A 13,974-nucleotide genomic window follows, 5' to 3' on the forward strand; every position below is an offset into this window, starting at 1 on the left:
ATAATGGCTATCGAAATCAAAGTACCGGACATCGGGGCTGATGAAGTTGAAATCACCGAGATCCTGGTCAAAGTCGGCGACAAGGTTGAAGCAGAACAGTCGCTGATCACCGTAGAAGGCGATAAAGCCTCTATGGAAGTCCCGTCTCCGCAGGCTGGCGTCGTTAAAGAGATTAAAGTCTCCGTGGGCGACAAAACCGAGACCGGCAAACTGATTATGATTTTCGATTCCGCCGACGGTGCAGCTGATGCTGCACCTGCGAAGGCAGAAGAGAAGAAAGAAGCCGCTCCAGCCGCTGCGCCTGCAGCCGCTGCGGCAGCAAAAGACGTTAACGTACCGGATATCGGCGGCGACGAAGTAGAAGTCACCGAAATCATGGTCAAAGTGGGCGACAAGGTTGAAGCCGAACAGTCCCTGATCACCGTAGAAGGCGATAAAGCTTCTATGGAAGTCCCGGCGCCGTTCGCGGGCACCGTCAAAGAGATCAAAATCAACACCGGCGACAAAGTGTCTACCGGCTCGCTGATCATGGTCTTCGAAGTGGAAGGCGCGGCTCCGGCTGCAGGCGAGGCGAAACCGCAGGTTAAAGAAGAAGCGGCTTCCGCTCCGGCTGCTGCGGCTGGCGCGAAAGAGGTTAACGTTCCGGATATCGGTGGCGACGAAGTTGAAGTCACCGAGGTGATGGTTAAAGTGGGCGACAAAGTTGCCGCTGAACAGTCTCTGATCACCGTAGAAGGCGACAAAGCCTCTATGGAAGTCCCGGCACCGTTTGCGGGCGTGGTGAAAGAACTGAAAGTTAACGTTGGCGACAAAGTCTCTACCGGCTCGCTGATCATGGTCTTCGAAGTAGAAGGCGCAGCACCGGCAGCAGCCCCGGCGAAACAGGAAGCGGCAGCGCCGGCTCCTGCGGCGAAAGCTGAGCAGCCAGCGGCACCGGCAGCGAAAGCAGAAGGTAAATCTGATTTCGCTGAGAACGACGCTTACGTTCACGCGACCCCGCTGATTCGTCGCCTGGCGCGCGAATTCGGCGTCAACCTGGCGAAAGTGAAAGGCACTGGCCGCAAAGGCCGTATCCTGCGCGAAGACGTTCAGGCTTACGTAAAAGACGCGGTAAAACGCGCCGAGTCTGCACCGGCTGCCGCCACCGGCGGTGGTATTCCGGGCATGCTGCCGTGGCCGAAAGTCGATTTCAGCAAGTTCGGCGAAATCGAAGAAGTGGAACTGGGCCGCATCCAGAAAATCTCTGGTGCTAACCTGAGCCGTAACTGGGTGATGATCCCGCATGTTACCCACTTCGACAAAACCGATATCACCGATCTGGAAGCGTTCCGTAAACAGCAGAACGCCGAAGCTGAGAAGCGTAAGCTGGACGTGAAATTCACCCCGGTTGTCTTCATCATGAAAGCCGTTGCCGCAGCGCTGGAACAGATGCCGCGCTTCAACAGCTCTCTGTCCGAAGACGGTCAGCGCCTGACGCTCAAAAAATATATCAACATCGGCGTCGCGGTCGACACCCCGAACGGTCTGGTTGTTCCGGTCTTTAAAGACGTGAACAAGAAGAGCGTTACCGAGCTGTCCCGTGAGCTGACCACCATCTCCAAAAAAGCGCGTGATGGTAAGCTGACCGCTGGCGAAATGCAGGGCGGTTGCTTCACCATCTCCAGCATCGGCGGCCTGGGTACGACCCACTTCGCGCCGATTGTTAACGCGCCGGAAGTGGCTATCCTCGGTGTATCTAAATCCGCGATGGAACCGGTGTGGAACGGGAAAGAGTTTGTGCCGCGTCTGATGATGCCTATCTCTCTCTCCTTCGACCACCGCGTGATCGACGGTGCTGATGGTGCGCGCTTTATCACCATCATCAACAACATGCTGAGCGACATTCGCCGCCTGGTGATGTAATCGGAAAGCCGGCCTGACGGCCGGCTTTTTTCTGGTAATCTCATAGCGATTGTGCGGTTACTGGTGAAAAGCGATAATTCGTGAGCCGTTTGTTGTTTCAAAATTGTTAACAATTTTGTAAAATACGAGCGGATAGAACGTCCCGGTGGATGAAGGGCGACAAGTACCTGGACTGCCGGAAATCAATAAGAGGTCATGATGAGTACTGAAATCAAAACTCAGGTCGTGGTACTTGGGGCGGGCCCGGCAGGTTACTCTGCTGCCTTCCGTTGCGCGGATTTAGGTCTGGAGACCGTCATCGTTGAACGTTACAACACCCTTGGCGGTGTTTGTCTGAACGTCGGCTGTATCCCTTCTAAAGCGCTGCTGCACGTAGCGAAAGTTATCGAAGAAGCCAAAGCGCTGGCAACACACGGTATCGTGTTTGGCGAGCCGCAGACCGATATCGACAAAATTCGTACCTGGAAAGAGAAAGTTATCACTCAGCTGACCGGTGGTCTGGCCGGTATGGCCAAAGGCCGTAAAGTAAAAGTGGTCAACGGTCTGGGTAAATTCACCGGCGCGAACACCCTGGAAGTGGAAGGCGAAAACGGCAAAACCGTGATTAACTTCGACAACGCGATCATCGCGGCGGGTTCCCGTCCGATTCAGCTGCCGTTTATTCCGCATGAAGATCCTCGCGTGTGGGACTCCACCGATGCGCTGGAGCTGAAAGAAGTGCCGAAACGCATGCTGGTCATGGGCGGCGGTATCATCGGTCTGGAAATGGGCACCGTGTACCATGCGCTGGGTTCAGAGATTGACGTGGTTGAAATGTTTGACCAGGTTATCCCGGCTGCCGACAAAGATATCGTTAAAGTCTTCACCAAGCGTATCAGCAATAAATTCAACCTGATGCTGGAAACCAAAGTCACTGCCGTTGAAGCGAAAGAAGACGGTATCTACGTTTCCATGGAAGGCAAAAAAGCGCCTGCCGAAGCGCAGCGTTACGATGCCGTGCTGGTGGCAATTGGCCGTGTGCCGAACGGTAAAAACCTCGACGCAGGCAAAGCCGGTGTGGAAGTGGACGACCGTGGTTTCATCCGCGTTGACAAACAGCTGCGCACCAACGTGCCGCACATCTTCGCTATCGGCGATATCGTCGGTCAGCCGATGCTGGCGCACAAAGGTGTTCACGAAGGTCACGTTGCCGCAGAAGTTATCGCCGGTAAAAAACACTACTTCGATCCGAAAGTTATTCCGTCCATCGCCTATACCGAGCCAGAAGTGGCATGGGTTGGCCTGACTGAGAAAGAAGCGAAAGAGAAAGGCATCAGCTACGAAACCGCCACCTTCCCGTGGGCGGCGTCTGGCCGTGCTATCGCTTCCGACTGTGCAGACGGTATGACCAAACTGATTTTCGACAAAGAGACGCACCGTGTTATCGGTGGCGCAATTGTCGGCACCAACGGCGGCGAGCTGCTGGGTGAAATCGGTCTGGCTATCGAAATGGGTTGCGACGCAGAAGACATCGCGCTGACCATCCACGCTCACCCGACGCTGCACGAGTCCGTGGGCCTGGCGGCGGAAGTGTTCGAAGGCAGCATCACCGACCTGCCGAACCCGAAAGCGAAGAAGAAATAATCTTACGCTGACCAGCCAGAAGGCGCCCTGTGCTTTCTGGCTCTTAATCAGGCGGCCTCTGGCCGCTTTTTTTGTGCCTCTTTTCCTGCCGGTGTGTTAACAATTCTGACAATTGATTATCTAAACAACACATTGTTTCACAAGAAATAATTCCCAGTAACTTGTCATTCTCTGAAATTAGTAACGGAGTAAACTAGTAGCAAAGTAATTAATTTGAGGGAATGTAATGAAACGCTTTTTGAAGCCTGCTTTGTTAATGACTGTTCTGGTATCGGGTATGGCCTGCGCCAGCGATCCGGTGATTCCGTGGGCCGCTAACAGCGGCGGAACCGAGAGTACGCACATTGCTGCGATGGGGCAGGATCTGAATGCGCAGCACCAGCAGATCACCCACACGCAGGAAGGCGTATGGGCAGCCAACTCTGGCAGTATTCATGACGATGAGGCGGCCTTAACCAGCACTAAACCGGCTTTTAAAGGTTACCCTGAGCTGATGCCGCATCAGGGCTAACCCTGAGTGAGTTCCCGGGTGCGCTCGCGCTTACCCGGGCTACAAATTGTGCAGTATGTGGGTTTGGTCGCCGCATTCGGGCCATTCCTTACTGAGCTACCGGTTGCCAGCCTGGCTCTGTCGAAAAGGCGCTCAACGCCTGCGCCTGTTGCTGTGAATCCGCGCCGAGATTGCGCTGATACACCTTGTCATGACTGTCGATGATAAAACTCATGATGCCCGTCTTACCGTAGCTTACGGGCCACGCGACCATCGCAAAGCCGTCCTGAGCGGGTAAGATACGAAAATGGTAGCCGTGGTAGCCTTCACCCGGTTGCGGCGGGTTGAATGCCGGACCCAGCGGGCTTGGCGCTTCGCCTGGGGCGGTGGGCCAGTAGAGACCGTCTTTTTTGCCAGGCATACTGACGATGTTTTGCGCGTAGCGATGATTCAGCGCGTAGTAGCTTTGCTGGGCATCAACATACGCATGCAGCGCTTCCATGGCCGCCAGTTCATTACGACCGATTTCCCGGGTCTGAATCTCCTCTGCGCCAGCTTTCATATCAAAACGCCAGCCTTCGGCGGTCTTAACCAGCGGGACAGGAAGCTGCCAGCCGCTGCTGCCGACGGCCAGATGGGCAACATCGCCGTCGAGAACTATCTCATGCTTAACCTGCCAGTCGCGCAGAAAACGGTCCACCGCGTCGGGATCGATCCCCTCCGGCGGTAGCGCATCCTGCCAGTTATCACCCAGCAGATCCTGCATGGCGCGCTGGTCTTGCGCGCTAATGGCTTTGGTCAGCGCGCTGGCAGCCCCGTCGGGCGTAGGAAAATGCGCCTGGGCGATGGCAAAGGATGAAACCATCAGCAATAACATGCCCGCGATCGGTTTATTTTTCATGACGGCTTCCTTAACGATGGCGTAATTCACGGTGTTCACTATGGCGTTCGGACAGGTGCTCCCGCAGGCCCGCCCGCTGCTCGCCGTTAAGCGACGCGCGTTGGCGGCTCTCCAGCCCGCGTTGCTGCTGAGCTCGCCAGTTAGCAGAGCGGCTGTCGTTACCGCTCAGCGCATTGGCGCGTAGCGGCTGGGCGTGATGCTCCGCAGGGCGCGCAGCCTGTTTGTGCGCCGTATGCGGCTGGCTAAGGCGATGCTGCGCCCGAGACTGGACGCTGTCGTAACCACGGAAATTGTTTCGCTGTGAGATCTGTTTAAGCTGCTGGCTGGAGGCCGGGTGCTGCGCATGCTGGGTCACGGGGTGCCTGAGCTGGGTCAGGGATTTGCCCGTCGACTGCTGCACCTGCGCCATCGCCGCCTGACGCTGACTGTCGCGGCTGGCCGGCTGATGCTCTGTCGCGCTCAGCCCCTGGGGGAACGTGGGTCTGGTGAAAGTGGCTGGCGACCTGGCTATTGGTGTAGGGAACGCCGTTGCGATAAGCCGGGTTATGCTGCCAGACCATATGGTTATCCGTGCGGTGCTCTCCGGTTATCTTGTTGTAATTGTTAACGTTGATATTGATGTTATCGCCATTGTGCGAATAGCCGCCGTGATGATGGTCATCGTCGTGATGGTGGTCGTTGTGATGATCGTCATCGTGATGATGGTGGTCGTCATCGTGATGGTGGTCATCGTCATGATGATCCCAGTCGATACTGCTAAAGAGGGCGTAGGTGGTGGCGACGCCCAGGCTATAGCCAAACCCCTTCACAAAGCTGCTGGTAAATTGCTGCCCGGGAGAAGGGGGCAGATAAACCGGCGGATAGCTGGCGTTGGGCCACGTTCCATACACCACCGACGGGTTATAGGATGGCACGTAAACCACCTGTGGGTCAGCAGGCTCTATTTTGATCACCGTCTGGCTGGGCGCAGATGCTGTTTTCACCGTCGCGGTTGACGCAGGTGTTGTCGCTACCGTCACTTTTTGCTGCGGCGTCGATTTTAACGCCCCGGTTTGCTGCGCCAGCGCACGCAGCCGTTGCACGGAGTCCATGACATCTTTTGGCTGCGCCAGGAACGCGTCGCCCAGATTTTGGACCCATTCGGGATTGCCGCCCAGCAATGACATAAGCTGTGGGAAGGCGACCAGGGATTTCACGCTGGCGTCCCAGGGCTGCGCGGAGACGGCTTGAATAGCCGCATCGCCCTGGAGTTTCGGGTTATCCTGCGACCACTGCGCGGCCTGAATTACATTCGCCGGGTAGGTGGCCGCCATCAGGATTTGCGACAGCAGCGCATCCGGGTAGAGCGCAATCGGCGCTACCCACTGGTCAATTTGCGCGGCGCTGTAAGCCGGTTGCGCGACAGCAGCAGGCGCGGCGGTCGCGGCAGGAGCAGGCTGAACGACTGGCGGTGTTTCCGGCGCGCGGCTTCTTACATACAGTGTGCCGGAGGCGGCAAACAGACCGGCGCTACACAGTAGAGCGAGCAGCGAAGGCGTTAATGTCAGCTTCATAAAGACTCCGAAGAGAGCAGGGGCGAAGGATGAAAATAATGCAGCGAGTATAGGCTTCACGCCGATCCGTTTTTGACTTAACGGGTGGAACCTCCCCCTATGGCGAAGCATTAGTGTGACTATTTATTACACAATAGTACGCCTTTACACCCTGCTTAACGATTCAGCAAATTATTTAATGTTGCTTTTTTGTAAACAGATTAACACTGTCTGAAAATCCTGCTATGCTGCCGACGCGGTATCGGGCATTTACCCTACAAACTGCTGTCTCACAGGAGCGTGAAGAGAATCGCCTGCCGCATTTTACAATGAGAGCGAGGAGAACCGTCGTGCTAGAAGAATACCGTAAGCACGTAGCTGAGCGTGCCGCCGAGGGGATTGTACCGAAACCCTTAGATGCAACCCAAATGGCCGCGCTGGTAGAACTGCTGAAAAACCCGCCTGCGGGCGAAGAAGAATTCCTGTCAGACCTGTTAATTAATCGTGTACCGCCAGGCGTCGATGAAGCCGCCTATGTGAAAGCCGGATTCCTTGCCGCTGTCGCCAAAGGCGAAGCGACCTCTCCGCTCGTTACCCCGGAAAAAGCCATCGAACTCCTCGGCACCATGCAGGGTGGTTACAACATTCATCCGCTGATCGACGCGCTTGATAACGCTACGCTGGCCCCGATTGCTGCCAAAGCGCTGTCCCATACCCTGCTGATGTTTGATAACTTCTATGACGTAGAAGAGAAAGCCAAAGCGGGTAACGCCTATGCTAAACAGGTGATGCAATCCTGGGCTGACGCCGAGTGGTTCCTGAGCCGCCCATCGCTTGCGGAAAAGATCACCGTCACCGTGTTCAAAGTGACCGGCGAAACCAACACCGACGACCTTTCTCCAGCGCCGGACGCCTGGTCGCGCCCGGATATCCCGCTGCACGCCCTGGCGATGCTGAAAAACGCCCGTGAAGGCATTGAGCCGGATCAGCCGGGTGTGGTTGGCCCGATTAAGCAAATTGAAGCGCTGGCTGCGAAAGGCTTCCCGCTGGCCTACGTCGGCGACGTGGTCGGTACCGGTTCTTCCCGTAAATCCGCCACTAACTCGGTGCTGTGGTTTATGGGTGACGATATCCCGAATGTGCCGAACAAACGCGGCGGCGGGCTGGTACTCGGCGGTAAAATCGCGCCTATCTTCTTCAACACCATGGAAGATGCGGGCGCGCTGCCGATTGAAGTTGACGTGAATAACCTGAACATGGGCGACGTGATTGACGTGTACCCGTACAAAGGCGAAGTGCGCAACCACGAAACCAATGAACTGCTGGCGACCTTTGCACTGAAAACCGACGTGCTGATTGACGAAGTACGCGCCGGTGGCCGTATTCCGCTGATCATTGGCCGTGGGCTGACCACCAAAGCGCGCGAAGCGCTGGGTCTGCCGCACTCAGACGTTTTCCGTCAGGCGAAAGATGTGGCGGAAAGCAGCCGCGGCTACTCGCTGGCGCAGAAAATGGTGGGTCGCGCCTGCGGCGTGGCCGGGATTCGTCCGGGGGCTTACTGCGAGCCGAAAATGACCTCCGTCGGTTCTCAGGACACCACCGGGCCGATGACCCGCGACGAGCTGAAAGACCTGGCGTGCCTGGGCTTCTCTTCCGATCTGGTGATGCAGTCCTTCTGCCACACCGCGGCCTATCCGAAGCCGGTTGACGTGACCACTCATCACACGCTGCCGGACTTCATTATGAACCGCGGCGGCGTGTCCCTGCGTCCGGGCGACGGCGTTATCCACTCCTGGCTGAACCGTATGCTGCTGCCGGATACCGTGGGGACAGGCGGCGATTCCCATACCCGTTTCCCAATCGGTATTTCATTCCCGGCGGGCTCCGGCCTGGTGGCGTTTGCCGCTGCGACCGGCGTGATGCCGCTGGATATGCCGGAATCGGTGCTGGTGCGCTTTAAAGGCAAAATGCAGCCGGGCATCACCCTGCGCGATCTGGTACACGCCATTCCGCTGTACGCCATCAGGCAGGGGCTGCTGACCGTTGAGAAGAAAGGGAAGAAAAACATCTTCTCTGGCCGCATCCTTGAGATTGAAGGCCTGCCGGACCTGAAAGTAGAGCAGGCGTTCGAGCTGACCGATGCCTCCGCCGAGCGTTCTGCGGCGGGCTGTACCATCAAGCTCAACAAAGAGCCGATTATCGAATACCTCACCTCCAACATCGTCCTGCTCAAGTGGATGATTGCGGAAGGCTACGGCGACCGTCGTACCCTGGAGCGCCGTATTCAGGGCATGGAAAAATGGCTGGCGGACCCGCAGTTGCTGGAAGCCGACGCCGACGCAGAATACGCGGCGGTGATCGACATCGATCTGGCGGATATCAAAGAGCCGATTCTCTGCGCGCCGAACGATCCGGACGATGCGCGTCTGCTCTCTGACGTACAGGGCGAGAAGATCGACGAAGTGTTTATCGGTTCTTGCATGACCAACATCGGCCACTTCCGTGCCGCAGGGAAGCTGCTGGACAGCCATAAAGGCCAGCTGCCGACTCGCCTGTGGGTGGCGCCGCCAACCCGTATGGACGCCGCGCAGCTGACCGAAGAGGGCTATTACAGCGTGTTTGGTAAGAGCGGTGCGCGTATCGAAATTCCGGGCTGCTCGCTGTGCATGGGTAACCAGGCGCGCGTTGCCGACGGCGCGACGGTGGTCTCGACCTCTACCCGTAACTTCCCGAACCGTTTAGGCACCGGGGCGAACGTCTTCCTGGCCTCTGCGGAGCTGGCGGCGGTGGCGGCGCTGATCGGCAAACTGCCGACGCCGGAAGAGTACCAGACCTACGTGGCGCAGGTAGATAAGACGGCGGTGGACACCTATCGCTATCTGAACTTCGACCAGCTCTCTCAGTACACCGAGAAGGCCGACGGGGTTATCTTCCAGACCGCGGTATAAAACACAACCCCTAACCCTCTCCCCAAAGGTGAGAGGGGACTGCTCCGTGCGGTTTTCACCCTCTCTCCTCTGGGGAGAGGGTCGGGGTGAGGGGCTTTTTTATTTTCATTCCTTACACCCGTCACGCTTTTTTTCTCCCTCTCTGCTGCGATAATTACCCTACTGGCTTTGCAGAGGAAAACACGATGGATTACGAATTTCTGCGCGACATTACCGGTGTGGTGAAAGTGCGTATGTCGATGGGCCACGAAGTTGTGGGACACTGGTTTAATGAAGAGGTAAAAGAGAATCTCGCCCTGCTGGATGAAGTTGAGCAGGCGGCGCAAACGGTAAAAGGCAGCGAGCGCACATGGCAGCGGGCCGGGCATGAATACACCCTGTGGATGGATGGCGAAGAGGTGATGATCCGCGCCAATCAGCTGGAGTTTTCCGGCGACGAAATGGAAGAGGGAATGAGCTACTACGACGAGGAGAGCCTCTCCCTGTGCGGCGTTGAAGACTTTTTACAGGTCGTCGCAGCCTACCGCGAATTCGTTAAACAGAAATAGTGCCGGAGCGTCCCTGCTCCTGCCATTACACGGCCGGGATATTACGGCCGTAGTAAATTTCGCGCATCTCTTTCCAGAGCAGGTCGGTAATGACCTTGCGTTCTTCTTCGCTTAACTCTTCCGGTTTGGTATGGAACATGTAGTGCTTAAGATCGAACTCTTTAAGCAGCATTTTGGTGTGGAAGATATTTTCCTGATAGACGTTCACATCCACCATGTCGTAAAGCGCTTTCATGTCGTCGGACATAAAATTCTGAATCGAGTTAATCTCATGGTCGATAAAGTGCTTCATACCGTTGATATCGCGGGTAAAGCCGCGCACGCGATAATCGACGGTGACAATATCGGACTCAAGCTGGTGAATTAAGTAGTTCAGCGCCTTAAGGGGGGAGATGACCCCACAGGTCGAGACCTCAATATCGGCGCGGAAAGTGCACAGCCCGCCCTCCGGATGGCTCTCCGGGTAGGTATGTACGCAAATGTGGCTCTTGTCGAGGTGGGCGACGACCGTTTCCGGCAGCGGGCCGGGATGTTCGGTTTTATCAATAAGCTGCGGGTCGACCGGCTCTTCACTCACCAGGATAGTGACGCTTGCACCCTGCGGCTCATAGTCCTGGCGGGCAATATTCAGTATGTTAGCGCCAATGATATTGCAGGTTTCCGTCAGGATCTCCGTCAGGCGATTGGCGTTATAGAGTTCATCGATATAGGCGATGTAGCCATCGCGCTCTTCTGCGGTTTTCGCATAGCAGATATCGTAAATACAAAAACTCAGGCTTTTGGTCAGGTTGTTAAAGCCATGCAGTTTAAGCTTTTTCAATTTGTATCACCTCCTCAGGAGATCGCGTCGAGCAGGTATTGCGGCAGAGCGAAAGCTGCCGAATGGATGGCCGGGTTGTAATAACGGCATTTCAGGCCTGATGCATGAAAGCGCGCCTGGATAATCTCGGTGGACAGGTGGCGCAGCGCCTCGTTATCCGTCGCCCAGGCGAAGGTCATGATTCCGCCGTAATAGGTGGGGATAGCGGCCTGATAGAAACCGACGTCGGCGAAGTAGTTACTCAGCTTACGGTGGCTGTCAACCGCTTCGTCCTGCTGCAGGAAACAGACGCCGTTTTGCGCCACGAAGATCCCGCCCGGGTTGAGGCAGCGTTTGCAGCCTTCGTAAAACGCCGACGTAAAGAGGCTTTCGCCGGGGCCAACCGGATCGGTACAGTCGGAAATGATCACATCAAACGTTTGCGTCGTCTGGTTAACAAAATTGACGCCGTCGTCAATCACCAGCCTGAAGCGGGGGTCGTCATACGCGCCTGCGTTGTGCTTCGGCAGATACTGACGGCAGAAGGAGACCACGCCAGCGTCAATCTCCACCATGGTGATGGTTTCGATATTTTTATGCCGGGTCACTTCACGCAGCATCGCGCCGTCGCCGCCGCCGATAATCAGCACGTGTTTCGCCCGGCCATGGGCCAGCAGCGGAACGTGGGTCATCATTTCGTGATAGATAAACTCGTCGCGTTCGGTGGTTTGCACCACGCCATCGAGGGCCATTACGCGGCCAAAGGCGGCGTTTTCAAAGATGATCAGATCCTGGTGCTCGGTTTTTTCGTGGTACAGCACCTTATCAACGGCAAAGTATTGCCCAAACTGATCGTGCAGCGTTTCATGCCACAGGGTGTTGTCGGCCATAGGTTGCTCCTTTGTTAACCCCCGCTTAAAACGGGCGCAACATGATAGCTAACTCTGGCTACGGATGCACGGTCGGCGTGTCCCGTCAGGGATTACTTTACGTAGGCGAGAAGGCTGAGCGAATCGCGCGCCAGCGCTTTGCATTTTTTAGCGGTTGGGATGCCGATGCCGCTGAGATCGCGATAGCTCGCTTCGCCCAGTGACTTCATATCCCATGAGTCGTAGTTGCTGAGATCCCACTGGTTCTGCTGGGCGAAAAACACCAGCGCCCGGCGGATTTGCCCATTAGGTAAGTTGTTGTAGCCGCAGTCGTTTTTCAGGAAAACAAACACTGCCGTCAGATCGGCCATATCTTCCGCTTCGGACTCGCTAAGGGCATAGCTGTTCGCGGAAAGAGCCAGCAGGCTGCCAAACAAAACTGTTCTGAAAAACGTCTTCATTATTTCTACCACGGTATAACGGAAATTAAACGTTAGCACACTGTTGGCGCAGCGACGATATTTATTATCGCCGTGATGAGCCTTTTATTATTGCGCCTTTGCGCGCTGAAAAACGCGGCCAGGCTTGACCTTCCGGCTAGGGGAGGGTTTATGCTCAAAAGATCGCCTGCTGCACATAAGGAAATCGAAATGCAACGTCGTGAATTTATAAAGTATTCCGCTGCGCTTGGCGCGCTGAGCGCCTTGCCGTTATGGAGCCGTCCGCTGCTGGCGGCGGACAGACCGGTGCTTCCCATTCCGCCTTTACTGAGCGCTGACGCGCAAAGCGCAATCCGACTCACCGTAATGGCGGGGGAGTCAACGCTGGCTGGCAGACGTGCCGCAACCTGGGGCTATAACGGGGCTCTCCTTGGCCCGGCCCTACGCCTGCGTCAGGGGAAAACGGTGAATGTCACCGTGCATAACGCCCTTAGCGAAGAGACAACCGTTCACTGGCATGGCCTGGAAGTGCCCGGAGAAGTGGATGGCGGCCCGCAGGGAATCATCCCGCCGGGGGGCAGCCGCGATATCGCTTTCACCGTCAATCAGCGCGCCGCCACCTGCTGGTTTCACCCTCATCAGCNCGGAAAAACGGGCCGCCAGGTGGCGATGGGGCTGGCCGGGCTGATACTGATTGATGACGACAATAGCCGACAGCTGCGCCTGCCGCAGCAGTGGGGCATCGATGACGTGCCGGTCATCATGCAGGATAAAAAATTCCGCCCCGACGGGCAGATAGACTATCAGCTGGATATGATGAGCGCGGCGGTGGGCTGGTTTGGCGACACGCTGCTGACCAACGGCGCGCACTATCCGCAGCATGCCGTACCGAAAGGGTGGCTGCGCCTGCGCCTGCTTAACGGCTGCAATGCCCGCTCTCTGACGGTGGCCGCCAGCGATAAGCGGCCTCTGTACGTGATAGCCAGCGACGGCGGCCTGCTGGCGGAACCGGTTAAGGTGAACGAGCTGACCATGCTCACCGGCGAACGGTTCGAGGTGCTGGTGGATACCAGCGACGGCAACGCCTTTGATATGGTGACGTTGCCGGTCGCCCAGATGGGCATGGCGGTCGCGCCGTTTGATAAGCCTTACCCGCTGCTGCGCATTCAGCCGCTGCGGGTGACCGCCTCCGGTACGCTGCCCGATACGCTGGCCGCCATGCCCGCGCTACCATCCCTGGAGGGGCTGACCCAGCGTAAGCTGCAGCTCTCTATGGACCCGATGCTCGATATGATGGGTATGCAGGCGCTCAGGGAGAAATATGGCGACCAGGCGATGGCCGGTATGAACCACGGCCAGATGATGGGGCATATGGGGCATGGCAATATGGGCGGGATGAACCACGGCGGCCACAGCGTGGATTTTCACAACGCCAATTTTATCAACGGCAAAGCTTTCGACATGAACACGCCGATGTTTGCCGCGGCCAAAGGGCAGTACGAACGCTGGGTTATCTCTGGCGTTGGCGACATGATGCTGCATCCGTTTCATATCCACGGCACGCAGTTCCGTATTCTTTCCGAGAATGGCAAACCGCCAGCGGCCCATCGTGCCGGTTGGAAAGATACGGTACGCGTGGAGGGGGATGTAAGCGAAGTACTGGTGAAGTTTGACCACTCAGCGCCGAAGGAGCACGCCTACATGGCCCACTGTCATCTGCTGGAACATGAGGATACAGGGATGATGATGGGGTTTACGGTTTAGGTCTTTGCGGCCTGATGTCCTCTCCCACAGGGAGAGGATATGGAGGCGTAGCCCGGATAAGCGCAGCGCATCCGGGAGAGAATAAAAAAGGCAGCGTGCGCTTTTACCTTGTGCGGTCTGGTGCCCTCACCCCGGCCCTCTCCCACGGGGAGAGGGAG

General features: G+C 56.7%; 10 protein-coding genes and 1 pseudogene. 6 read left to right on the forward strand and 5 right to left on the reverse strand.

The annotated features are described in order from the left end of the window. Positions 1 to 3: 3 nt before the first annotated feature. The 3 genes from aceF (at position 4) to ENTHG_RS17020 (ending at position 4,036) form a co-directional block, all read left to right on the forward strand. Positions 4 to 1,902, forward strand: a complete 1,899-nt coding sequence (gene aceF, locus ENTHG_RS17010; protein WP_044182296.1) for a pyruvate dehydrogenase complex dihydrolipoyllysine-residue acetyltransferase — start codon at positions 4 to 6, stop codon at positions 1,900 to 1,902. Between the two features lie 198 nt (positions 1,903 to 2,100). Then, positions 2,101 to 3,525: a dihydrolipoyl dehydrogenase gene (lpdA, locus tag ENTHG_RS17015; protein WP_044182564.1), complete on the forward strand. Its 1,425-nt coding sequence runs from the start codon at positions 2,101 to 2,103 to the stop codon at positions 3,523 to 3,525. A 226-nt stretch (positions 3,526 to 3,751) separates the two neighbouring features. Next, the gene (locus ENTHG_RS17020; RefSeq protein WP_044182299.1) at positions 3,752 to 4,036 is read left to right on the forward strand and encodes a hypothetical protein; all 285 of its coding nucleotides are present in this window, start codon (positions 3,752 to 3,754) and stop codon (positions 4,034 to 4,036) included. Positions 4,037 to 4,124: 88 nt separating this feature from the next. Here the strand turns inward: ENTHG_RS17020 and ENTHG_RS17025 are convergent, their stop codons facing one another. Both ENTHG_RS17025 and ENTHG_RS17030 read right to left on the reverse strand, forming a co-directional pair. Then, positions 4,125 to 4,916 (reverse strand): DUF2950 family protein, encoded by a 792-nt coding sequence (locus ENTHG_RS17025; protein WP_044182302.1) that lies wholly within the window; start codon positions 4,914 to 4,916, stop codon positions 4,125 to 4,127. Positions 4,917 to 4,926: 10 nt separating this feature from the next. Beyond that, positions 4,927 to 6,469, reverse strand: a pseudogene (locus ENTHG_RS17030) (DUF3300 domain-containing protein). A gap of 329 nt (positions 6,470 to 6,798) precedes the next feature. Here ENTHG_RS17030 and acnB point away from each other — a divergent pair. Further along, positions 6,799 to 9,396, forward strand: a complete 2,598-nt coding sequence (gene acnB, locus ENTHG_RS17035; protein WP_044182306.1) for a bifunctional aconitate hydratase 2/2-methylisocitrate dehydratase — start codon at positions 6,799 to 6,801, stop codon at positions 9,394 to 9,396. A 185-nt stretch (positions 9,397 to 9,581) separates the two neighbouring features. Continuing rightward, complete coding sequence (gene yacL / locus ENTHG_RS17040) at positions 9,582 to 9,944, forward strand: protein YacL (RefSeq protein ID WP_044182309.1); 363 nt, start codon at positions 9,582 to 9,584, stop codon at positions 9,942 to 9,944. 25 nt (positions 9,945 to 9,969) lie between these two features. Here yacL and speD read toward each other — a convergent pair whose 3' ends face one another. The 3 genes from speD to ENTHG_RS17055 form a co-directional block, all read right to left on the reverse strand. Next, positions 9,970 to 10,764 (reverse strand): adenosylmethionine decarboxylase, encoded by a 795-nt coding sequence (speD, locus tag ENTHG_RS17045; RefSeq protein WP_044182312.1) that lies wholly within the window; start codon positions 10,762 to 10,764, stop codon positions 9,970 to 9,972. Between the two features lie 14 nt (positions 10,765 to 10,778). Next, positions 10,779 to 11,633, reverse strand: a complete 855-nt coding sequence (gene speE, locus ENTHG_RS17050) for a polyamine aminopropyltransferase (RefSeq protein ID WP_044182315.1) — start codon at positions 11,631 to 11,633, stop codon at positions 10,779 to 10,781. Between the two features lie 92 nt (positions 11,634 to 11,725). After that, complete coding sequence (locus tag ENTHG_RS17055; protein ID WP_044182318.1) at positions 11,726 to 12,073, reverse strand: YacC family pilotin-like protein; 348 nt, start codon at positions 12,071 to 12,073, stop codon at positions 11,726 to 11,728. Positions 12,074 to 12,262: 189 nt separating this feature from the next. Here ENTHG_RS17055 and cueO point away from each other — a divergent pair, with 189 nt between their 5' ends. Continuing rightward, entirely contained in the window at positions 12,263 to 13,816 is a 1,554-nt protein-coding gene (cueO, locus tag ENTHG_RS17060) for a multicopper oxidase CueO (protein WP_044182321.1), read from the forward strand. Positions 13,817 to 13,974 lie beyond the last annotated feature (158 nt).

Origin of the sequence: Phytobacter massiliensis JC163 (genome assembly GCF_000321045.1) — a bacterium.
Taxonomy (GTDB): domain Bacteria; phylum Pseudomonadota; class Gammaproteobacteria; order Enterobacterales; family Enterobacteriaceae; genus Phytobacter_A; species Phytobacter_A massiliensis.